Below are 20,021 nucleotides of genomic sequence, written 5' to 3' on the forward strand. Positions count from 1 at the left end.
GCCACGAGGTGCGATATGTCCCGATGGCTCATTCCGCTCGTTCTGGTCGCCTCACCGTTGCTCGCCCAGACCAACCAGGCCATCGCTGACTTCGAGCAGCCCGACCTGAAGGGCTGGTCCACGAGCATGTCGCCCGAGTACTACAGGGGTAACACGGGCCAGCAGGGCCTGCAGGTGGTGAAGGACGCCGAGCGCGGCAACGTGTTGGCGGCGGACGTGCGCTTTGTGGATGCGGGCAAGTCGGAGCCCTGCTTCATCACCTATCAGCTCCCCAAGCCCCTGCCCCTGGCGTACCTGCGGACGGTGAGCTTCTGGTACAAGCTGGCCCTCGCCCCCACCCCCTCTCCCAGTGGGAGAGGGGTGCCCGAAGGGCGGGGTGAGGGGCTCGAGAGCTTCAAGGTCCGCCTCCGCACCTCGGACACCAGCTTCAACGACTATGATGTCACGCCCGTCTTCGGCAAGTGGCAGCACTGCGTGATTGACACCAAGACCGGCGGGAACCTGGTCAATGTGTGGGGGAAGGTCTTCGGGGAGGTCAAGCAGCTCACGTTCCGCCTCGATGACATTGACAACCGCAACACGCAGTTCACGCTGCTGGTGGACGACGTCGTCGCCTCGGTCGCCGAGCCGACGGAACAGGCCTACACCCCGCAGCCCCTCCGCCTTCAGCGCGATGACCGGCTGGACGTGCTGCTCATCCACCATGCCGCCGCGAGTGCCTCGACGTACTGGCTCGACCCCGCCTGGCGCACGCTGGACCCGCAGTTTCGCCTGCGCTCGTATCCCTTCAAGGGGCTGCACTTCGGCCTCGACCTCTTCGGCTTCCCGCCGAAGCTCGAGGGGCTGCTGAACACCGACCTCATCGTGCTGGTGGATGTGGACCCGTTCACCATGACCCCCGAGCAGGCAGCCTGGCTGGCCGACCTGACCTACTCGGGCACGGGGCTGGTGTTCTTCGCCGGCGGCAACACGCTGGCCAACAGCAAGGGCTTCAAGCGTCCGCTGGCCGACGTGCTGCCGGTGACCTTCAAGGCCGGCGATCCGCAGTACGTCTCGCGCAAGGTCAGCCTCGGCACGCCGCACTTCGTGAGCCAGGGCCTGGACCCGTCTGGCCTGGGTCTGGCGTCCACGGTGCAGAAGCTCACGCCCAGGGAGGGCGCGACGGTGGTGCTGAAGGGCGACGACCGACCGCTGGTGACCGTCGGCGAGTTCGGCCAAGGCCGCGTCGCCATCATCAACGCCCAGCCGAACCTGGACCGGGACGACGACCTGTTCGCCTCCCCCGCCGGGCCGGCGCTGGTGCAGAGGACCCTCCAGTGGGTCCTCCACCGCGAGACGCAGCAGCTTGCGGCCATGCCCGCCGAGCGGGACCTGCCGCCCGCCACGCCGCCCCAGCCATCCACGCTCAACCGCACGGACTTCTTCCCCCTCATCACGATGGTCGGCGGGGCGTCCTCGGGGCACTACCTGAGCGAGACGGACCTGCGTCGGGAGGTGGAGAAGGTCAAGGCCGCCGGCTTCAATACCGTGGCTGTCGGCGGGCTCAGCGGCCTGACCCGGCCGCAGGACAAGCCCTCCGCCGGCACCCGCAACATCTGGGCCCTGCAGCGCCTGGCGCGTGAGATGGGCCTGGCGACCATCTTCGAGTACACGAGCTTCAACCGCGTCTCGGGGGCCGAGCCAAACAAGCCCTGCGTCTTCAGCCCCGAATACCCGCAGGCCCTCGCGGACAAGCTCAACCCGCAGATTGACGTGGCCCAGCGCACGCCGAACCTCCTGTCGGTCAAGATCCTCGACGAGCCGACCGTGAGCCCCAAGGCCATGGACTACTGCGAGCACTGCCAGCGCGTGTTCCGGGAGCGTTACGGCATTCCCCTGCGGAAGTTCGAGGAGATCCCGGCGGACGCCACGTACGAGCGTTGGGCCTTCGCGGATTTCGAGGGCTTCTACGTGGCCGAGGGCTACCGGCAGGCCTGGGAGCTGAAGCAGAAGTCCGGCGCGCAGTTCGACTTGCTCATCACGTACATGAGCACGGCGCTGGGCTATGGCCGCGGGATCAACGGCCAGGAGGACGGGCTGGACTGGGGCCGCTGGGCCGACCGCATGGACTTCGATGTCTACCCGTACTTCTACCCGGCCTCGCAGAAGATCCGCATGGTGCAGGCGGCCTGGTGCATGGCCTACATGCGGCAGCTCTCGCAACACCTGAAGAAGCCCTGGGGCTTCTATGTCGAGTTGGATGACCGCAACTGGCCCTTCCAGCAGAACCCCAGAGAAGCCAGCGCCGAATGCGCCTGCGAGGCCCTGCTGCACGGCGCGGACTATCTCAACAGCTTCATCCACCTGCCCTTCGCCACGGGCTGCGACTCGCGGCCGGAGCGGTGGGACTGGACCGCGCAGGAGCTGCGCAAGGTGAACGCCCTCGGCCCGTTGCTGACCAAGCTGGCGCGACAGCCCGCACCGGTGGCGTTCCTCTACCCCACGGCCCAGACGTTCGCCACCGACCAGGGCGCACCCAAACCGTACGCGTACGCCTGCGTGAGCCAGGGGTTCGGCAATGTGGATGTGCTGCCTGAGGAAGTGGCGCTCGAACAGAAGACGCTCAAGTACCGCGCCCTGTTGCTGCTCGGGTGTGACATCCTGCACGCCGACATGGCACCGCTGCTGCAGCAGTGGGTGCGGGAAGGCGGGACTCTCATCCTGGACAAGCTGCCGACCAAGAACCACAAGGGGGAGGCGCTGCAGTGGCCGGTGACGTTCGCCGACGGCGCGGCCGAGCCGCAATCACGAGCCCTGGGCAAGGGGCGCGTCGTGCTGCTCGGCTGCGACCCGGAAGCGGCCTATAAGGACGCCATCGAGAACGAGAAGCCGGCCGAGGCGGCGAAGCTGCGGGCACTGCTGGCGAAGCTGCTGGCGCCGGCCAAGCCGAGGGCGGTCGTGCTCGACAAGCCGGCGCAGATGGAGGTCGGGGTGCGCCAGAGCCGGGACATGGCGCTGGTGATCGTCGTCAACCACGATGCGAAGCCGAATGAGGGCACCGTCACGGTGCGCGACCTGGGCTTCAAGCCTGCCTGGGCGCAGTTTCTGTTCCAGGGGAAGAGCGGCATGGCCCCGGCAAAGCTGACCACCGCCGCAGGCGCGCACAGCTTCACGGTCAAGCTCCCGGCGCGGCAGGCGGCGTTGGTGCTGCTCGCGCCGAAGCAGCCGGCGGGGCTGCCGACGCTGGCGCAGTAGGCGGTGAGGCGCCCCTCCGGGGCTCAGCCTCGTGAGGGATCAAGAAGGCCGGCCGTGGACGGGGGCTACCGCCCCCGCCTAGACTGAGTCGGCCCTCCGGGCCTAACGGCAACGTCAGCCGCCTCTGCGCTGAGTCCACGAGGAACGGCGACGGGTGCGGGGCCGTCAGCGCCGGAGGCGCGGCTCACACCAGGCGGGGGGCGATAGCCCCCGTCACCCGGGCCCCCCTCATCCCCCTCCCCGTCGAGCCCCGGAGGGGCGCTTCACTAGCCCTTGAGCGTCGCCACGACCGTGACCCGGCCGGCCTCGCACGTCTCGTCCATGTTCGCCATGGCCACCTTCACGTACGGGACGTGGGCCGGCAGCGGAACCGTTTGCTGGCCCGCCCATACCTCGGTCTCTGCCAGCGGCACCGTGTCGAGGTGCAGGCCGTCCGCGCTGCCATACGCGGCGACGAGCAGCCCGTCCACCTCCCCGGCACACGTCACCGTCAGCGCCGCGGACTGCACATGCCCCAGGGCGAGCGGCGGGCAGGTCGCCAGGTCCGTCCTCTCTCCCGGTCCCAGCCGCTCGAGTGTGAGCACCGGCATTGTCACACAGAACGGCCGCTGCGTCGCCAGCACCTGCACCCCGAGGTCTTCATCCCCCGGCCGCGAGGCGTAACGGAGCGTGTGGTAGCAGTACACCAGCGGCGGCTCAATGAGGTGGTGCACTTCGGCGAAGGCCGTGGCGTCGGCGTTGTGCTCGCGGAGCGCCACCGGGCCGAGGTGCTTGTGGAAGTGCACGCCATCCTCGCTCCAGGCGTAGCCGATGCTCTCCTGGCTCTCGATGCGCACCGGGTGCAGCTTCGCCCCGCCGTAGAAGCAGTGGAACAGGCCGCCGTTGAAGCTGACCTCCGCCTCCGAGAAGCCCCCGTCGTCCCATTCGCCCCACTCGCCGGGCCGGAGGATGGGATTCGCCTCATGGGGCGTGTACGGTCCCTCGGGCCGCTCCGCGATGGCCAGCGAGAGCGGGCCGTAGTCCGGGCCGCGCGCCCCGATGGGGTACTCCGTGTACAGCCAGAACTGCCCGTCGCGCAGCACGACCCCGCCCACATAGCCGAAGCGCGGGAGGATGGGGTTGGCCGGGTGCTTGGTCCACGGTCCGAGCGGGGTGTCCGCCGTGGCCAGGCCCACGCTCCAGCGCTCCTCGCCCGGCGGGCCCTGCACGGCTTCCTGTGACGTGCCCGAGTACCACATCAGGTACTCCCCGGCGCCGCGACGGATCACGAAGGCGCAGGCGACATGCAGATCGTCCCAGGCGCCGGGCTCGCCCAGGCCCACCAGCGGGCCGGGGTGCTTGCGCCACGGGCCGAGCGGGTGGTCGGCGACGGCCGCGCCGATGCGGTAGCCGCCGCGCCAGTGCTCGGTGTCGGCGGCCACGCCGTGGTAGTAGAGCACATAGGTCAGGTTGTCCTTGAGCACATCGCAGCACTCGATGATGCGTCCGTCCCATTCCGTCGCGCCGCCGGGGCGCAGGATGGGGTTGGGGCCGGGGATCTGGATGAACGGCTCGTATGGTCGCACGCTGGCCTCCGCGGGTGTCGGTTCCACGCTATTCGGCGCGGCCACGACCGCACCTCTCGACGGGGGCAGGTCGCGACGCCGGCTATCCCGAAATGGCCTCGTTGAGGCCCCCATGCAGATCACCGCGCACATCCACGCACTACATGTTCCGTTCCAAGTCCCGCTGCCCACGGGCCCGCTGGAGCGTTTCGTCGTCGTGTATCTCGTCTACGGCGAGCACCGCGTCTGGCTGGTAGATGCGGGCGTGGCCGGCGCCGAGGGGCGCGTCTTTGACTACCTGCGCCAGACGGGCCGCTCGCCGGACGATGTCGCCGGCTTGCTGCTCACCCACGCACACCCCGATCACGTGGGCGCAGCCGCGGCGATCCAGGCGCGTACCGGCTGCCCCGTTCTCGTGCACGCGGCGGAGCGCGCGTGGGTCGAGGACGTGGACCGGCAGGCGCGCGAGCGCCCGGTGCCGGGGTTCTCCACCCTCGTAGGCGGCCCGGCGTCGGTGACCGGGCTGTTGGCAGACGGCGGGACGGTGGAACTGGAGCCCGGCCTGGCCGTCGAGGTGATCCACACACCGGGTCACTCGCCCGGGTCAGTCTCACTGTTGCTCGTGGCGGAGGGGGCGCTCTTCACCGGCGATGTGGTGCTCTCGCCGGGCGACCTGCCCATCTACGACAGCGCGGCGGTGCTGCAGGCGTCGCTGGCGAGACTGCAGGCCCTGCCCGCATTGGAGGTCATGCTCTCGGCCTGGGACGAGGCGCGCCGTGGCGAGGAGATCCCGAGGCGCCTGGCGGAGAGCCAGGAGTACCTCCGCAAGATCGCCGCCGCTGTCGAAGCCGCGGCGGAGGCCGGGGCGACGGACCTGTGCGCGGCGGTCCTGCCGCAGTTGGGCCTCCCCTCAGCGGCGGCCAATCCCCTGATCGCCCGGACCTTGCAGAGTCACAGGAGCGGGAGCGGCTGAGGCGCCATGGCCCCGACCTCTCCAGCGCCCGCGCCGCTGCACCGGGCCCGACTGGCCGATCGTGGACAGCGACCTGCCGCTGTGGCCGCCGGCCGCGCACCTGCCCACGGGCGGAGAAGGTTCGGGGCCGGCCGCCGACGAATGACCCGCAGTCTCGTTTGCCGCCAGCTACGGAGGTGTTGCTGCAATGTCTGACCAGAAACTCGGTTGCGCGATCTGGGGTGCCGGCTGGGTCGCCGATGAGCACCTGAACGCCTACATGGCCAACCCGCACTGCGAGGTCGTGGCTGTGGGCAGCCGCAAGGAGGCTTCGGCCCGCCGCGCCGCCGAGAAGTGCGGCGCCCCCAATGCCGCCATCTACACCGACTACGCGGAGCTGCTCAAGGACGACCGCATCCAGGTTCTGTCCGTATGCACGCCCAACCAGTTCCACGTTGAGAATGGCGTGCAGGCGGCGGCGGCCGGCAAGCACATCATCATGGAGAAGCCCATGGCGATGGAGCTGCAGGGCATCAAGGACCTGCGCGACGCCATGCGCGAGTCGGGCGTGAAGTCCCTCGTCAGCTTCGTCCTGCACTGGTGCCCGTCGCTGGTCAATGCGCGCACGCTCGTGCAGTCCGGCGCCATCGGCGACATCTTCTATGTCGAGGGCGACTACTGGCACGGCGTATCGGACTGGTACAGCGGCTGGGACTGGGCCCGCACCGTCAAGGAGGGCGGCAGCAGCTTCCTGTTCGGCGGTTGCCATGCGGTGGACGCGGTGCGCTGGATCAGCGGCCTGGAAGTCACGAGCGTTGCGGCCTTCGGCGGCGGCTGGGACAAGCGCTATGAGTACCCGGCGACGGTCGTGGGCGCGGTCACGTGGAGCAACGGGGCCGTCGGGAAGCTCTCATGCTCGGTGGACTGCATCATGCCCTACCAGTTCAACGTGGACATCATGGGCGACAAGGGCACGGTGCGTGACAACCTGGTCTGGTCCAAGGTGCTCATGCCCGAGGCCAATGCCTGGACGGAAGTGCCGGCCATCCTCCCCAACAGCGGCGACGTGGCCCACCACCCGTTCGAGGGCGAGATCAATCACCTGGTGGACGCGATCCGCAGCGACACGCGCCCGTGCCCGGACATCGAGGACGCCGTGAAGACCCACGAGGTTTGCCTGGCGCTGGACATGTCGGTGGCCAACGGCGGGGCGAAGGTGGAACTGCCGCTGTTGGAGGACTGAACGGCGGGGACAGAAGGAACGGAAGAACAGAAGAACGGGGTGAGGCACGGCGGCAACGGCGTCCTCACCCCGTCTGTCCTATCGTGCCCCGATCATCTCCGCGAAGTGCTCCCGACACCACGCTCGCCATAGCTCCACGTCGTCCGCCGTCGCGTGCGGATACGGTGCCCGGCAGCGCAGTGACGTCCTCAGGAAGCCTCCCGCCACGCCCCCTAGTCGATCGAAGCTCGTGTCCACAAACCCCCGCGGCTCCCATGTCTCCCCCAGGAACGCAAACAGCGCCTTGAGCTTCGCGCAGGCGGCTTCCGCCTCGGGCCAGCGCTCGGCCTGCGCGTCGCGCCAGAGCTTGAGCATGAACCCCGGCGACCAGTAGACCACCGAGCTGCACGCGCCGCACGCGCCGTGGCGGAAGAACTCGGCGAAGAGGTGCTCGCCGACGAAGACGTTGATCGCCTCACTCAGCCGCCGACAGCCCTCCTCGGTCCGCCCCACCGTGTCAGCGTTCGCCTTCACCATCAGGTACTGGGGTACGGCCTCTTTGACCGCCAGGTGCTGCTCGACCGTCAGCGTCACCTTCGCCCGCGTCGTCTCGTAGACCGAGAGCGCCAGGCCTGGCGCGGCGCTCGCCACGTCGCGGAAGAAGGCGACGATCTGGCCCTCGTGCACCGGCATCCAGAAGGGCAGGGCGACCTGGACGGCATCGGCCCCGATCTCAGCGGCGAAAGCGGCCTTCTGCATGGCGCCCCGATTGCACGTGTCCGTGCAGCCGACCATCGCCGGGGTGCCGTGCTCGTGACACACCTCCACCGTGGCCCGCGCGACGGCTCGGAACTCCTCGACACTCAACGCGTAGAACTCGCCGGTGCTGCCACCGGTGTAGACCCCAGGAATGCCCGCCTCACAGCAGGCAGCGACGTCACGCCGGTACGTCGCCTCATCGAACTCGTCGTTCGCGGTCCAGGCGACCGGCAGGCCGGCCCAGGGACCGATGAAGCTGTCGCGGGTGAGTGGCATCGGAGCAGCACCTTCTTCCGGAACGGGGCTAGCCGCAGACAGAGGGCCCTGGCGCCATGCAGGAGATGCGCGCGCGGCAGCGAACCATTGCCCATCGCAAGCTACAGGAGGCTGCCATGCGTATCGCCGTGGACGGAACCTACTTCGGCGTACTGCCGTCGCTCACCTCGGAACCCCTCATCGCCCTGGCCGTGGGCTGCGGCTCTCAGGGCCTGAACTGGCCGTTCCACCCCAACTTCGACATGGACGACCCGACCAAGGTGCGGCGGCTGCTCGACGCCGCCGGTCTCGGCGTCGTGTCCATCGGGCTCAACAACCACAGCTCGGCAATTCCCGGCTCGGAAGCCGCATGGCGGGATCATGTGGCCCAGGCGTCGGAAGCCGCCAACATCCTGGGCACCCGTGTGCTCGACTGCTGGCCCCGGCGGATGCCCGAGGTGGCCAAGGCCGATGCCCAGGCCACGCTGCGCGCCAACGTCGAGGCCGTGCTGCCGGTGCTGCAGAGCCATGGCGTGGTGTTGTCGCTGGAGTTCGAGCCCGACCACACCGTCGAGCGGTACCCGGAAGCCATCGAGTTCGTCCAGCCGTACCTGCCGTCGGTGGCGCTGACCGCCGACAGCTACCATGTGTTCCGCATCGGCGATGATCTGGCCGCCGCGGGCAAGGCGCTCGGACCGTCGCTGGCGATCCTGCACGCGTCGGGGAGCCATCGCGGCGAAGTCGGCAGCGAGGGCGACCTGTGCGACCACGCCGCCTTCATCAACGCGGCCAAGAGCGCGGGCTATGCCGGCGATGTGCTGCTGCAGTACCAGACCAAGGAGAACGCACTCGAGAGCCTGACGCGGGCGGTGAAGTTCATCAGCGCCATCGTCTAGGGAGTGACAACCATGCACCCGGCGACCAGACTGCGCGAGCTACTCAACGCGGGCGAGACGCTGGTCATGCCCGACGCCTACGATCCGCTGTCGGCGCGCATCATCGAGAAGCTTGGCTTCCAGGCCGTCCAGTGCTCCGGCTTCAGCATGGCCGCCTCGTGCCTTTGTGCCGAGGCGGCCTTTGGCTTTGAGCGGAACCTGGCGGCGACGGCCGGCATCGTCCGAGCCGTCAAGATCCCCGTCATGGCCGACGGTGAGGACGGCTTCGGCGACGCGTCCATGATCCCGGACACGATTGACGCCTACCTCGGAGCCGGCGTGGCGGGGATCAACACCGAGGACCAGGTACTGGGCGCGCCAGGGCCCAAGCAGCTGATCCCCCTGGCTCAGGCGGTGGAGAAGCTGCAGGCCGCCCGGCAGGCGGCGCATGATGCGGAAGTGCCGGGGCTCATCATCAACGGCCGGACCGACGCGCTCCCGGCCGGGGCCTCGCCCGCGGAGGGCCTCGGCGAGGCCATCGTGCGTGCCAACACCTATCTGCAGGCCGGGGCCGATCTGGCTTTCGTGGTCGGTGTGGACAGCCTGGAGCAGGTCCGGCAGCTCGTGCGCGAGATCACCGGCCCGGTCAGCATCGCCGCCGGGATGCCCAACAACATCGGCAACTTCTCGGTCGCGCAACTGCGTGATGCCGGCGTGGCTCGCGTCAGCCTCCCCTCGCTGCTGGTCTTCTCGGCCATCCAGGCGATGACGCGCTCCCTGGAGAGCGTGCAGCGGACGGACGGTTTCGCCGAGATCGTCAGCGAGGACATGGCGTGTGGCATGGCGGAGATCATGCAGTTGCTGGCTCCGTAGCCCTCCCCCGACGGCAACCGGGTGGCTGGCCGGCGAGCCATGTGCTACAATCGCGGCTCATTCCGCAGCTTGGTCTGCAGCAAAGGACGCTGTCGCTCGTGCTCAGATGGGTTCCCGTGGTGCTGCTCGTCTTCTCCAACCTCTTCATGACCTACGCCTGGTATGGCCACCTGAAGGACTTCCGTGACAAGCCCCTGCTAGTGGTGATCGGGCTGAGTTGGGGCGTCGCCTTCCTGGAGTACTGCCTGCAGGTGCCGGCCAACCGCCTGGGCTTCCACTTCATGTCGCTGGCCCAGCTCAAGGTGCTCCAGGAAGTCATCGCCATGGGCGTCTTCGCCGTCTTCGCGGTGGTCTATATGAAGCAGGCGCTGCGCCTGGACTTCCTGTGGGCCGGGCTGTGCCTCGTCGGCGCGGCGTACTTCATGTTCCGCGGCGTCAGGTGACGCTGCGGGCCCTCGGTCCACACGCCATGGCTGTCTCGCGTCCGCCGGGGCCCGCCAGCCCGCGTGGGGCTACTACGTACCGTCCTGGTGATGGTACCCCCAACATTGGTATAGAAGTCTTGGTGGACATTGGCCACTGAATCGGTCATACTTCCCACCAGAGAGACTTCATGACATCCAACCGCGACGTATACGAGGCTGCTCAGCTTCGGGAAGGGCAGCCACTATGCTCGGTAAGGACAAGCCGCGCCTGCTTATCGTATCCCCCGCCTGGTGCCAGGGCTGGTGGCGCGGGGGTAAGGTCCTAGCTCCCCCCCTGAGCCTGCCGCTGCTGGCGGGCCTCACCCCTCGGGATGTGGACGTCCAACTCATTGACGAGAACGTGGAACGTCTCGACCCGGACACGCCGGCCGACTGGGTGGCTCTCACCGTGCCCACCGCCTCGGCGCCGCGGGCATACGAGATGGCCGCGGGCTTCCGGGCGCGGGGCATCCCCGTGGTCATGGGAGGCATCCATCCCACGGTTCTGCCCGATGAGGCCGCGCTGCACGCGGACGCCGTCGTGGTGGGCGAGGCCGAGGGAGTGTGGCGCGAGGTGATCGCCGACCTGGCGGGGGGGCGCCTACAGCCGCGCTATCAGGCGCCCGAGTTGCACGACCTGGTCGGTCTGCCCCGTCCGCGCCGCGAGCTCCTGCACACCGATCGTTACCTGACCATCAATGTCGTCCAGACGGCGCGCGGCTGCCCCCATGGCTGCACGTTCTGTACTGTCAGCTCGATCTTCGGCGGGCAGTATCGCTTCCGACCGGTCCCTGAGGTGGTGGAGGAGGTGCGCGGCCTGGGCGGCTGGGTCGGCTTCGTGGATGACAACATCGTCGGCAACCGCCGCCGCGCCAAGGAGCTGTTCGAGGCGCTCATCCCGCTCAAGCTCCGCTGGATCAGCCAGGGCGACCTGACCATGGCGAAGGACCCGGAGCTGTTGCGCCTGGCCCGGCGCAGTGGTTGCCAGGCGATGTACATCGGCCTGGAGTCGGTATCGGACGAGAACCTGCGCGCCACCCACAAGTCATCCAATCTGAACTGCGACATGGGGGAGGCCATCGCGAAGATCCACCAGGCCGGCATCGAGATCATTGGCTCGTTCGTGCTCGGGCTGGATGGCGACGACGCCAGCGTGTTCGCGCGCACTGCGGCGTTCGCCCAGAAACACAAGCTGGTGGCGGCCCAGTTCTCCTCCCTGACGCCGTTCCCCGGCACGGCGATCCATCGCCAGCTCGAGGCGGAGGGCCGCATCGAGGACCGTGACTGGTCCCACTACACCATGAGCAACGTGGTGTTCCGTCCGCAGCAGATGACCAGCCTCCAGTTGCGGGCGGGGCAGGTGGACACCTACCGACGGTTCTACTCCCTCCCGTCCATCTTCCAGCGCGCGCTCACGGGCCGTGGGAACCTCGCGACTCGTCTGCTGGTGAACTTCAGCTACCGACGGCTGCATGCGGGCAAGGGCCTGTGCAAGAGTCTACCGTCACACGAGCCGGTGGCGCCGACCTCGACGCTCGTGCCCCAGGCCGCCGGCGACACGCCGGTCAAGGCCCCGGCCGGAACCGGCTCGTGACGGCAGGCGCCGGGTAGCCTAGCGATGGTTCGTCCAAAGGCAGCAAGAGGAGGACCGGAATGCCGAACACACGGCGCGAGAAGACAATCAAGCCGGCGAAGCTGACCAAGAAAGCCATGAAAGAGAAGCGAGCCAAGGGCAAGCACAAGGACAAGGCCGCGGAGCCCCTCAGGACCCCGTAGCCAGGCCGTAGGCACGCAGGACGAAGTCCACAATCGGCGTCGGGTCCACCAGCGAGTGCGGGTGGTGGGCGACGCCGGGCTTGCAGATCGTCTCGATCCGCCCCCCGAGCTTCGGGTAGCGGTCCTTCACCACCAGCACGTTCTCCGCCGGTGGCACGGAGGTGTCGGCGTCGCCATAGACGTGCAGAATGGGGATGTCCGCCCGCGCCAGGATCTCCAGCGTGTCCACCGGGTTGCCCTGGTACGCCAGCGCCTCGGCTTCCGAGGCGAAGCCGTAGTCCTGCAGCAGCTTCTCCCACTCCGCCGGGTTACCGTCCCCCACGCCCAGGCCCTTCGGCCAGCTCTTGAAGTCCATCACGGCCGCGTCGTCATAGATGCATGCGACGCGGTCGGGATGCCGCGCCGCCCAGTTGTGGCAGTACAGCCCGCCGCGGCTGAGGCCCTCCAGCGCCGACTTGGCGTGCAGGCCGTACTCACCGGTCAGGAAGGCGTAGAACGACTCCCAGCGGTCCATCGCCCACGGGCAGCCGAAGGTGTTGTTGACCTGAATGAAGGTCAGGTGGAAGCCGCGCTCAAGCAGGGCAACATCGGCCTGGGGCTCGTGATCGAAGAACTCCGCCCGCCACATCCAGGGGCGTATCGCCGCGACCTCGTGGGGCGCAACGACGATGGTGGCGCAGCCGTCCACCTCGAAGTCATAACGGTCAAAGCCGCGGTAGTCTGACTTGGTGCCTTGGTACATGATGGTCCTCTGTGGGGCGGGGGCTCGTACCCCGCCCATGTCGGTTAGTTAGCGCCATGCGGGGCGGGGTACAAGCCCCCGCCCTACAGTTCCTGCGTTTCCGTGTTCCCGCCTTACCGTTTCCGCCGCCCCGCCGTCAGTGCGTCTCTGTCCACAGCCTCTGCATGTGCTGCAGGCTGCGGCGGAGGGCCTCCTTCTTCTCGGCCAGCGGCACGTGCTCGAGGGTGATGAGCTGCAGCCGGCCGCCGCCGTCGGCCGGCAGGCGTCGCGCGTACTGGGCGAAGGGCGACTGGCCCGTGCCTAGCTCCACCGAGTAGATCGGGTGCGTGGCTTCCGGCGGGGCGGGCACGAGGTGGTCCTTCCAGGCCACGACGTGCACCCGTTGCGCGTGCTCTCCCTCCAGCAACATCCACCCGTCCTCGCCCAGGGTCGTCATGTGGCCGATGTTCAGGGCGATGCCGATACGGGGGTCGGGGGCGATGCGGTACAGCTCGCGGCAGTCGGCCACCGTCTCGAGGATGCCGCCGTAGTGGATGTCGGGCGCAATCCTCGTCCCGGCAGGCGCGTTCTCCAGCGCCCCCGCCATCGCTCGCGCGAAGGCCGCGATCAGTTCCCGCTTCTCGTCCAGCGGCATCCGGGGGCGGGGGGCGGCGCCGGCATTGGGCAGCACGATGTCGGTGCCAAAGGCCTCGGCCATGTGGCTGAGGGCCAGCAAGCCCTGCGCCGTCGCCGCAATCTCTTCCTCACTGCCCACCTTGGTCAGGCCCTGGTAGACGCACGCCACCTGCAGACCCACGTCGGTGACTGCCTTCAGCACCAGCCCCAGGTCGGACTGGGCCAGGTCGAGGATGGCCGACTGCGGATCGGGCGACGCGGCTGTGAGTGCCGGGCCGGCCGGCGAGTGCATCAGCATGATGCTCGAGAAGCCGATCTCCGCGGCCTCGCCGAGCACCTGCCGGAAGGACTTGACGGGCTGCCCCCACTCGGTCAGGGCATGGACGCTGGTACCGAAAGTCATCGCTCCGCTCCGCGCTGCTGTAGTTGGTGATACACTGCTTCGCACAGCTTCATGGTGCCGACGGCATCGGCGACGGGCGACTGGTCCTGGTCTGTGCCGCGCACGGCGGCCAGGAAGTTGGCCACGTCCGGCACGTAGCCCAGCCAGCGCAAGTCGGCGACCCGATCCCCCGTGTAGACGCCACGCCGCCAATGCTGCTCGGGGCCCTCGGGATAGCGGTACAGCAAGTCGAAGTCGTGGCTGTACAGCACATGCCCGTTGGTTCCGGTCAGTTCGAAGTAGAAGAACTCCTGCAGCCAGGGCTGCTCGGAGGTGAAGTTGACCGTGGCGACGGCGCCGTTGGTCAGGTGCGCGGCCACGACATAGGCCCGCTTGCCGGGCACGTTCGCCACGCGCACCTCCAGGTCGTCCACCTCGCCCGCCAGCCGCCGCAAGGTGTCGTAGGCGTGGCAGTGCTGGTCCATCACCGCGTTCTCGAGCGTGGGCCCTGAGACGAGGCCGTAGCGCACCATGGCCATCGTGAGCGGGCCGAACTCGTCGCTGCCGACGAGGGCCCGGGCCTGGCGGACAGCCTCGCTCTGCCGCAGGTTGAAGCCCACGTGGCACACGACACCCCGGGCGGCGGCGATGTCCGCCATCTCCTGGGTCTGCGCCGCCGAGGGCGCCGGGGACTTCTGGACATAGAGGGGGAAGCCGGCCTCCAGCACCTGCCGCCCGATCTCGTAGTGGACCGTCGGCCCGCCGACGCAGATCACGGCCTCGGGCTGCACTTCGTCCAGCATGCGCCGGAAGTCGGTGTAGACGCGCTGGAAGCCGTACTGCGTGGCCGCCTGCTGCGCCTTCGCCTCGACGAGGTCGCAGACAGCCGCCAACTCGACAGAATGCACGCGAAGCTGCGGATACATGAAGGCGTTCGTGAAGCCGCCGGCGCCGATATACGCCAGCCGCAGGGGACCGTCCTGAGCCATGGTGCCCTCCGGGAAGAGATGCACACCAGTTCGCAGGTCGTCACCGACTTCCTCTGCCGGTTCGTCGGTCAGTCCACACTTTCTTGGCTGATGATGGCAGTTTCTGGTATAATGTAACCATATTGGATAACGCGTCGGCCATAGCCGGGGTGAGGAACGTGCGCTCCGGGGAAGGCGTCCAATGGCCAGAGCTGTTGGCGCGGATGGCAGGGCCCGGAGGCGGGGGCGGACGGGCGGGGCGGGCAACGCATTCAGGGAACAAATGGGGCCTCGGCGAATGTTGTTGCTGATGATCAACAGCACACCGCCAGGGCCGCGAAAGCAGGTTCCGGCGTGACCCACGATGAGGCCAGCCCACAGATGAGACGCCGAGAGTTTGAGCAACTGGCCCAGCGCTACCAGCGCGACATATTTGCGGCCGCTCTGCGGCTGACAGGCAGCTATGCCGATGCCGAGGACTTGGCTCAGGAGGCCTTTCTGAAGGCGTACACGGCGTTCGATCAGTTCCAACTGGGCACCAACTTCCGCGCCTGGCTGCTGCGCATCCTGACCAACACCCACATCAACCGCTACCGGCGTACCAAGCGCACACCGGAGACGATTGCGTGGGAAGACTTCACGCTGCTGGGCGAGAAGCCCTCGGGCGACGAGCAGCATACGCCACGGCGGCCCGAGCAGGAAGTTCTGGCGACGGTGCCCGACGACGTCGTCGGCCCGGCGCTGCACGATCTGCCCGACGAGTTCCGCGAGGCGGTCATCCTGTCCGACATCCATGAGCTGTCGTACAAGGAGATCGCCCATGCGCTGAACATCCCGCTGGGCACGGTACGGTCACGCATCTTCCGGGGTCGGAAGCTGCTGCGCGAAAGCCTCGCAGACTATGCGAGAGCACGGAGAATGGTATGAGGGACGAGGACGTGGGCTGCTCTGAGGAGAGCCTATCGGCGCTGCTGGATGATGAGCTGGAGCCGACGGAGAAGCGGGCCCTGGCCATCCATGTGGCCGGCTGCGGGTCCTGCGCCCAGACGCTCGGCCAGCTCATGGCGGCACGAACGAGCGTCGCCGTCCCGGCGCCCGAGGCCGCCACGCTCCCGCGCGCCTTCTGGCGCGGCGTGCGCCGACGGCTCGACGAGGTGGACAAGCTGGTCCGCGCGACGGACCTGGTGCCCCACCGTCGCCAGCCTGTGCTCTCCTCGCGGCTGGCCTTGGCTGCCGCCGCGGTGGCCGTGGTCGCTATCGGCGTACGGGCGTACGTAGCAGCCAACAACCAGGTCCCGCGCATGGCGCACCTGCACCTGGCGGCCAGCATCGGCCCCAATGACCCGGGCCTGACGCAGGCAGTGGGCTTCCGTCCCAATGACCAGTGGCAGCCGGTATCCCATAGTGTCGTCAATCTCAACGGCGTGTGGGCGCTGCAGTCCATCTACATGGTCGGCGGGCTGGCGGTCTCGGTCTTCCGCCTGCCGGCGGGTACCCTCGACACCAGCCACCTCGCCCCGGTCGCCGTGGGCAACCAGGTGATCTACCTGGCGTCCGAACGCACCAGTAGTCTCGCCGCCCGGCGCAATGCCGTCGGGTGGGACGTCGTCGTCAGCCGCAGCAGGCCCAGCCACACCATCAGTCTCTGTTTGACCTGTCCGCCTGACGAGCGCCTCATACGCGGTGAGCCGCTTGTTACGACAGGTTACTGACAAGCCGGAACCCCCAAACTGGGCGAGCCCCTCTTCCCGGTGTCTGCCCTGAACGGCCGGTCGAAGAGGGGCTTCGCTTTTCCGCCGCCCGCTCGTGGGCTGAAGGGAACCCTCTCCCCCACGCCGAATGACTCGTCATGTCCTCCGGGAGTCCTCATCGCTGCACAAGACGTCGGCTGTTCTCACCGTTACTGACCGCCAGCCTCGTCGGTCTGGCCGCAGCCCTGGTGGCTGCCGGGTGGTTCGGCAGCGCCGTCAGCAGCGCCACTCCCGCGGTTGAGGCAGTCCGGTGGGTGACCCCGACCTTCGTGCAGGCCGTGGCAGGCTGGCTGCCGGTGTCGGCGGCGGACCCGCACCCGGCCTTCGATGTCCGTAACTGCCCCTTCCTCGCCGACATCTACGACCTGGCCCCTCGCCCGAATGCGATCCCGGCCCTGGAGAACCCGACGTTCATCCCGGCGCAAGAAGCAGTGTGGCTGGATGAGCGGGAACCCGTGCTGGGCTTGAAGGTCGGCGATGACACCCGCTGCTACCCGGTCCGCATCATGAACTACCACTCCCTGGTGCACGACCGGCTCAGCGGGCAAGCGGTGTACGTGTTCTGGGATCCCCCCAGCGGCCTGGCCCTGGCGCGGCGTCAGTGGGCGGCCTCGCGGCCGCTCGGCCTGGCGGGGCTGGGCTTCCGCGGCACGGGTCTGGCCTTCGACCCGGCGACGGGCGCCCTGTGGGACCTGTTTGGCGGGGGGCCGTTGTCAGCCCCGGGCAGGTCGGTCACGCCGAAGCTGCCGGACGACACCCAGTGGCTGCCCCTCGAGCGCATGACCTGGCGCGCGTGGCGCCGTCTGCATGGCAACACGCAGGTCCTGTCGCTGCAGACCGGCTATGCCTACAACTACAGCCTCGACCCCTATGCCGCCGCCGTGTCGCCCCAAGGCGCGCCCGAGGACTACTGGCGCAGCGACACCATCCTGGCGCCCGCAGCCCTGCGCGTGGGCGATGAGCTACTGCCGGACAAGGCCATGGTGCTGGGCTTCCTCAGCGGCTCCGAGCAGTGGGCCGCGCCCGTGGACGAGTTGGCGACGGAGACCGGCGCGGTGACCATCGAGACCGCGGCGGGCCCGGTGAAGGTGACCGTGCGGCCCCAGGATGACAGCTACAGCGCGACGGACGCTCAGGGGCGGTGGCTGCCCCAGGTGCGCCTGTTCTGGTTCGCCTGGAAGGCGCACTTCCCCGAGACGAGGGCCTGGCATCCCGCACCCGAGGAGGACTAGCGTTGGCTCTGGGCTGCTTGATACTGGCGGCCGGTGAGGGCAAGCGCATGAAGTCGGCGCTGCCCAAGCCGCTGCATCGCGTCTGCGGACGCACGATGATGGACCACGTTCTGGCCTACGTGGCCCCGCTGCGGCCGGAGGTCACGGCCGTCGTGCTCGGCGTGGGCCGGGAACAGATGGAGCAAGCGCTGGCCGGTCGTGAGGTGAAGCTCGCGGTCCAGCATGAGCAGCTCGGCACGGGCCACGCCGTCATGGCCGCGGCCGAGGTGCTCGCGGGCTTCGCGGGCGACCTGCTCATCACCTGCGCCGATATCCCACTGGTCCGCCCGGAGACGCTCCAGGCCCTCCTGGACGAGCACCATGCCTGTGGGGCCGTGGCCACGGTGATGACCGCGATCTACGACGACCCCACCGGCTACGGTCGCCTCGTGCGAGACGACAGCGGCCTCGTGCAGGCCATCGTCGAGCACAAGGACGCCTCCCCCGAGGTCCGGGCGGTCAAGGAGATCAACGCCGGCATCTACTGCTTCCAGGCGTCGGCGCTGTTCGCGGCCCTGGCCCAGTTGCGCCCCGACAATGCCCAGGGCGAGTACTACCTGACGGATGTGATCGGCCGGCTGGTGGCAGCCGGGCAGCCGGTGGCAGCCGTGGTGGCCGAGGACGCCGAGGAGGTCATGGGCATCAACGACCGCGTGCAGCTCGCACAGGCTGAGGCCAAGGCCCGCCGGCGTGTGCGCGAGGAGCTGATGCGGGCCGGCGTGACGATGATTGACCCGGACGCCACGTATGTTGACGCCGGCGTAGAGATCGGCCCGGACACGGTCCTGTGGCCCGGGGTCATCATCACCGGCGAGACGCGGATCGGGGCGAACTGCACCATCGGTGCGCACACCCAACTGGACGGCGTGACCGTCGGTGATGGTTGCCAGATCCGGCATGGCAGTTGGCTGTCGCGCTCCACCATCGGGAACGCCTGCACCATCGGCCCCTTCGCCTTCATCCGGCCGGACTGCCGGGTGGAGGACGAGGCGCGGGTGGGCGCTCACACCGAGACCGTGCGGGCGACCATCGGGCGGGGGGCCAAGGTGTCGCACTTCAGCTACACGGGAGATGCCTCGGTCGGCGCGGACAGCAACATCGGCGCCGGCGCCGTCACCTGCAACTATGACGGCAAGAGCAAGCACCGGACCACGATCGGCGACGGCGCCTTCATCGGCAGCGACGCCATTCTTGTCGCGCCGGTCACGATCGGCGAGGGCGCCTACGTGGCAGCGGGCGCCGTCATCACGCAGGACGTGCCACCCGACGCGCTGGGCATTGAGCGGGCCGAGCAGCGCAATATCGAGGGCTGGGCGACGCGTCGGCGCGCCAGGCTGCAGGAAGATCGTGATGACTGAACCGCGCCAGATCGTGTTCACCGGTGTCAACGAGGTGGCGCTGGAGCCGTTCACGCCCTCGAGCGATCCACTGCCCCCCGACCACGTCGAGGGGCGGACGCTGTACTCCACGGTCAGTTCCGGCACGGAGCTGGCCGTGCTGCAGGGCCACCTGGGGCGGCGCTATCCCGCCGTGCCGGGCTACGCGGCCGTGCTCGAACTGACGGCCGTCGGCGCCGAGGTGACCACCCACAAGCCCGGCGACATCGTCTTCGGCATGGCGGGGCATCGTAGCCTCAGCCGCCTTCCGGCGGCCGAAGCCGTGCCGGTTCCCGAGGGCCTCCCGCCCGAGCAGGCCGGCCTGGCGCGCCTGATGGGTGTGACCATGAGCACCCTCGTCACGACGACGGCGCGCCCGCCGGATCGCGTGCTGGTGACCGGACTGGGCATCGTCGGGCTGCTGGGGGCGCAGGTCTTCCAGGCCGCCCAGTACGAGGTGTTCGCCTGCGACCCGGACGAGCAGCGGCAGGAGCTGGCCCGGCAGTGCGGGCTGCAGCACGTGTTCGCCGCTCCGCCGGCGGACGACCCGGCTGTCGCCGGGCACATCGCCCTGGCGCTGGAGTGCTCGGGCCACGAGGCCGCCACGCTGGCCGCCGTGCAGATGGTGCGCAAGCGTGGCGAGGTCGTGCTGGTCGGCGTGCCGTGGGTGCGCCGGTCGGACCTGACCGCCTTCGACCTGTGCCATGCTGTCTTCCACAAGTACGCGGTGCTGCGCAGCGGCTGGGAGTGGGAAGTGCCACGCCATGAGGAGGACTTCCGCACCGGCAGCCTCTATGGCAACTACCGCCGGGCGCTGCAGTGGCTGGCCGAGGGCGCCGTCTTTGCCGAGGGGCTCTACCAACTCTTCTCCCCGGCCGACGCGGCCCGGGCGTACAAGGGGCTGCTGGAGCACAGCCTGGAGAAGCCGGCCGTTGTGTTTGACTGGACGGGGGAGGAGTGAG

The 20,021-nt window shown here is 68.7% G+C and carries 17 protein-coding genes; 12 read left to right on the plus strand and 5 right to left on the minus strand.

What is annotated here, in order from left to right:
• Positions 1-15: 15 nt before the first annotated feature.
• Positions 16-3,234: a hypothetical protein gene (locus tag LLH23_12165; GenBank protein ID MCE5239230.1), complete on the plus strand. Its 3,219-nt coding sequence runs from the start codon at positions 16-18 to the stop codon at positions 3,232-3,234.
• 266 nt (positions 3,235-3,500) lie between these two features.
• Here LLH23_12165 and LLH23_12170 read toward each other — a convergent pair whose 3' ends face one another.
• Entirely contained in the window at positions 3,501-4,799 is a 1,299-nt protein-coding gene (locus LLH23_12170; protein ID MCE5239231.1) for a hypothetical protein, read from the minus strand.
• A gap of 112 nt (positions 4,800-4,911) precedes the next feature.
• On the opposite strand from LLH23_12170, the gene LLH23_12175 reads away from it, so the two are divergent.
• Together LLH23_12175 and LLH23_12180 are read left to right on the plus strand one after the other, a co-directional pair.
• The gene (locus LLH23_12175; GenBank protein MCE5239232.1) at positions 4,912-5,751 is read left to right on the plus strand and encodes an MBL fold metallo-hydrolase; all 840 of its coding nucleotides are present in this window, start codon (positions 4,912-4,914) and stop codon (positions 5,749-5,751) included.
• Between the two features lie 187 nt (positions 5,752-5,938).
• A complete protein-coding gene (locus LLH23_12180) occupies positions 5,939-6,973 on the plus strand; it encodes a Gfo/Idh/MocA family oxidoreductase (GenBank protein ID MCE5239233.1) in 1,035 nt (344 codons plus the stop codon).
• Between the two features lie 78 nt (positions 6,974-7,051).
• Here LLH23_12180 and LLH23_12185 read toward each other — a convergent pair whose 3' ends face one another.
• Positions 7,052-7,987 carry a dihydrodipicolinate synthase family protein gene (locus tag LLH23_12185; protein ID MCE5239234.1) on the minus strand — a complete coding sequence of 312 codons (936 nt, stop codon included), beginning with the start codon at positions 7,985-7,987 and terminating at the stop codon, positions 7,052-7,054.
• A gap of 116 nt (positions 7,988-8,103) precedes the next feature.
• Here LLH23_12185 and LLH23_12190 point away from each other — a divergent pair, with 116 nt between their 5' ends.
• The 4 genes from LLH23_12190 to LLH23_12205 all read left to right on the plus strand — a co-directional run bounded on the left by LLH23_12190 (position 8,104) and on the right by LLH23_12205 (position 11,772).
• Positions 8,104-8,862 (plus strand): sugar phosphate isomerase/epimerase, encoded by a 759-nt coding sequence (locus tag LLH23_12190; GenBank protein MCE5239235.1) that lies wholly within the window; start codon positions 8,104-8,106, stop codon positions 8,860-8,862.
• A 12-nt stretch (positions 8,863-8,874) separates the two neighbouring features.
• Positions 8,875-9,714 carry an isocitrate lyase/PEP mutase family protein gene (locus tag LLH23_12195; GenBank protein ID MCE5239236.1) on the plus strand — a complete coding sequence of 280 codons (840 nt, stop codon included), beginning with the start codon at positions 8,875-8,877 and terminating at the stop codon, positions 9,712-9,714.
• 98 nt (positions 9,715-9,812) lie between these two features.
• Positions 9,813-10,157, plus strand: coding sequence for a DMT family protein (locus tag LLH23_12200; protein MCE5239237.1), 345 nt, complete (start codon positions 9,813-9,815; stop codon positions 10,155-10,157).
• A gap of 226 nt (positions 10,158-10,383) precedes the next feature.
• Positions 10,384-11,772: a B12-binding domain-containing radical SAM protein gene (locus LLH23_12205; GenBank protein ID MCE5239238.1), complete on the plus strand. Its 1,389-nt coding sequence runs from the start codon at positions 10,384-10,386 to the stop codon at positions 11,770-11,772.
• A gap of 168 nt (positions 11,773-11,940) precedes the next feature.
• On the opposite strand, the gene LLH23_12210 is transcribed toward LLH23_12205, so the two are convergent.
• The 3 genes from LLH23_12210 to LLH23_12220 form a co-directional block, all read right to left on the minus strand.
• The gene (locus LLH23_12210; protein ID MCE5239239.1) at positions 11,941-12,696 is read right to left on the minus strand and encodes an alpha/beta hydrolase; all 756 of its coding nucleotides are present in this window, start codon (positions 12,694-12,696) and stop codon (positions 11,941-11,943) included.
• A gap of 136 nt (positions 12,697-12,832) precedes the next feature.
• Entirely contained in the window at positions 12,833-13,714 is an 882-nt protein-coding gene (locus tag LLH23_12215; protein ID MCE5239240.1) for a TIM barrel protein, read from the minus strand.
• Positions 13,711-14,682 (minus strand): Gfo/Idh/MocA family oxidoreductase, encoded by a 972-nt coding sequence (locus LLH23_12220; GenBank protein ID MCE5239241.1) that lies wholly within the window; start codon positions 14,680-14,682, stop codon positions 13,711-13,713. The genes LLH23_12215 and LLH23_12220 overlap by 4 nt, the downstream gene beginning before the upstream one ends.
• A 360-nt stretch (positions 14,683-15,042) precedes the next feature.
• Here LLH23_12220 and LLH23_12225 point away from each other — a divergent pair, with 360 nt between their 5' ends.
• The 5 genes from LLH23_12225 (at position 15,043) to LLH23_12245 (ending at position 20,020) form a co-directional block, all read left to right on the plus strand.
• Positions 15,043-15,588, plus strand: a complete 546-nt coding sequence (locus LLH23_12225) for a sigma-70 family RNA polymerase sigma factor (protein MCE5239242.1) — start codon at positions 15,043-15,045, stop codon at positions 15,586-15,588.
• Positions 15,585-16,373 (plus strand): zf-HC2 domain-containing protein, encoded by a 789-nt coding sequence (locus LLH23_12230; protein ID MCE5239243.1) that lies wholly within the window; start codon positions 15,585-15,587, stop codon positions 16,371-16,373. Before LLH23_12225 ends, LLH23_12230 begins: the two co-directional genes overlap by 4 nt.
• A gap of 293 nt (positions 16,374-16,666) precedes the next feature.
• Positions 16,667-17,644, plus strand: coding sequence for a DUF3179 domain-containing protein (locus LLH23_12235; protein MCE5239244.1), 978 nt, complete (start codon positions 16,667-16,669; stop codon positions 17,642-17,644).
• Positions 17,645-17,646: 2 nt separating this feature from the next.
• A complete protein-coding gene (glmU, locus tag LLH23_12240; GenBank protein MCE5239245.1) occupies positions 17,647-19,041 on the plus strand; it encodes a bifunctional UDP-N-acetylglucosamine diphosphorylase/glucosamine-1-phosphate N-acetyltransferase GlmU in 1,395 nt (464 codons plus the stop codon).
• Entirely contained in the window at positions 19,034-20,020 is a 987-nt protein-coding gene (locus LLH23_12245; GenBank protein MCE5239246.1) for a zinc-binding alcohol dehydrogenase, read from the plus strand. The genes glmU and LLH23_12245 overlap by 8 nt, the downstream gene beginning before the upstream one ends.
• Position 20,021 lies beyond the last annotated feature (1 nt).

The sequence above is a fragment of the bacterium genome, from assembly GCA_021372615.1.
Taxonomy (GTDB): domain Bacteria; phylum Armatimonadota; class Zipacnadia; order Zipacnadales; family UBA11051; genus JAJFUB01.

Excerpts from the sequence above, each read along its gene's own strand:
- LLH23_12165 (MCE5239230.1), top strand. The coding sequence starts at position 16 with ATGTCCCGATGGCTCATTCCGCTCGTTCTGGTCGCCTCACCGTTGCTC.
- LLH23_12175 (MCE5239232.1), top strand. The coding sequence starts at position 4,912 with ATGCAGATCACCGCGCACATCCACGCACTACATGTTCCGTTCCAAGTC.
- LLH23_12180 (MCE5239233.1), top strand. The coding sequence starts at position 5,939 with ATGTCTGACCAGAAACTCGGTTGCGCGATCTGGGGTGCCGGCTGGGTC.
- LLH23_12185 (MCE5239234.1), bottom strand. The coding sequence starts at position 7,987 with ATGCCACTCACCCGCGACAGCTTCATCGGTCCCTGGGCCGGCCTGCCG.
- LLH23_12190 (MCE5239235.1), top strand. The coding sequence starts at position 8,104 with ATGCGTATCGCCGTGGACGGAACCTACTTCGGCGTACTGCCGTCGCTC.
- LLH23_12195 (MCE5239236.1), top strand. The coding sequence starts at position 8,875 with ATGCACCCGGCGACCAGACTGCGCGAGCTACTCAACGCGGGCGAGACG.
- LLH23_12205 (MCE5239238.1), top strand. The coding sequence starts at position 10,384 with ATGCTCGGTAAGGACAAGCCGCGCCTGCTTATCGTATCCCCCGCCTGG.
- LLH23_12210 (MCE5239239.1), bottom strand. The coding sequence starts at position 12,696 with ATGTACCAAGGCACCAAGTCAGACTACCGCGGCTTTGACCGTTATGAC.
- LLH23_12215 (MCE5239240.1), bottom strand. The coding sequence starts at position 13,714 with ATGACTTTCGGTACCAGCGTCCATGCCCTGACCGAGTGGGGGCAGCCC.
- LLH23_12220 (MCE5239241.1), bottom strand. The coding sequence starts at position 14,682 with ATGGCTCAGGACGGTCCCCTGCGGCTGGCGTATATCGGCGCCGGCGGC.
- LLH23_12225 (MCE5239242.1), top strand. The coding sequence starts at position 15,043 with ATGAGACGCCGAGAGTTTGAGCAACTGGCCCAGCGCTACCAGCGCGAC.
- LLH23_12230 (MCE5239243.1), top strand. The coding sequence starts at position 15,585 with ATGAGGGACGAGGACGTGGGCTGCTCTGAGGAGAGCCTATCGGCGCTG.
- LLH23_12245 (MCE5239246.1), top strand. The coding sequence starts at position 19,034 with ATGACTGAACCGCGCCAGATCGTGTTCACCGGTGTCAACGAGGTGGCG.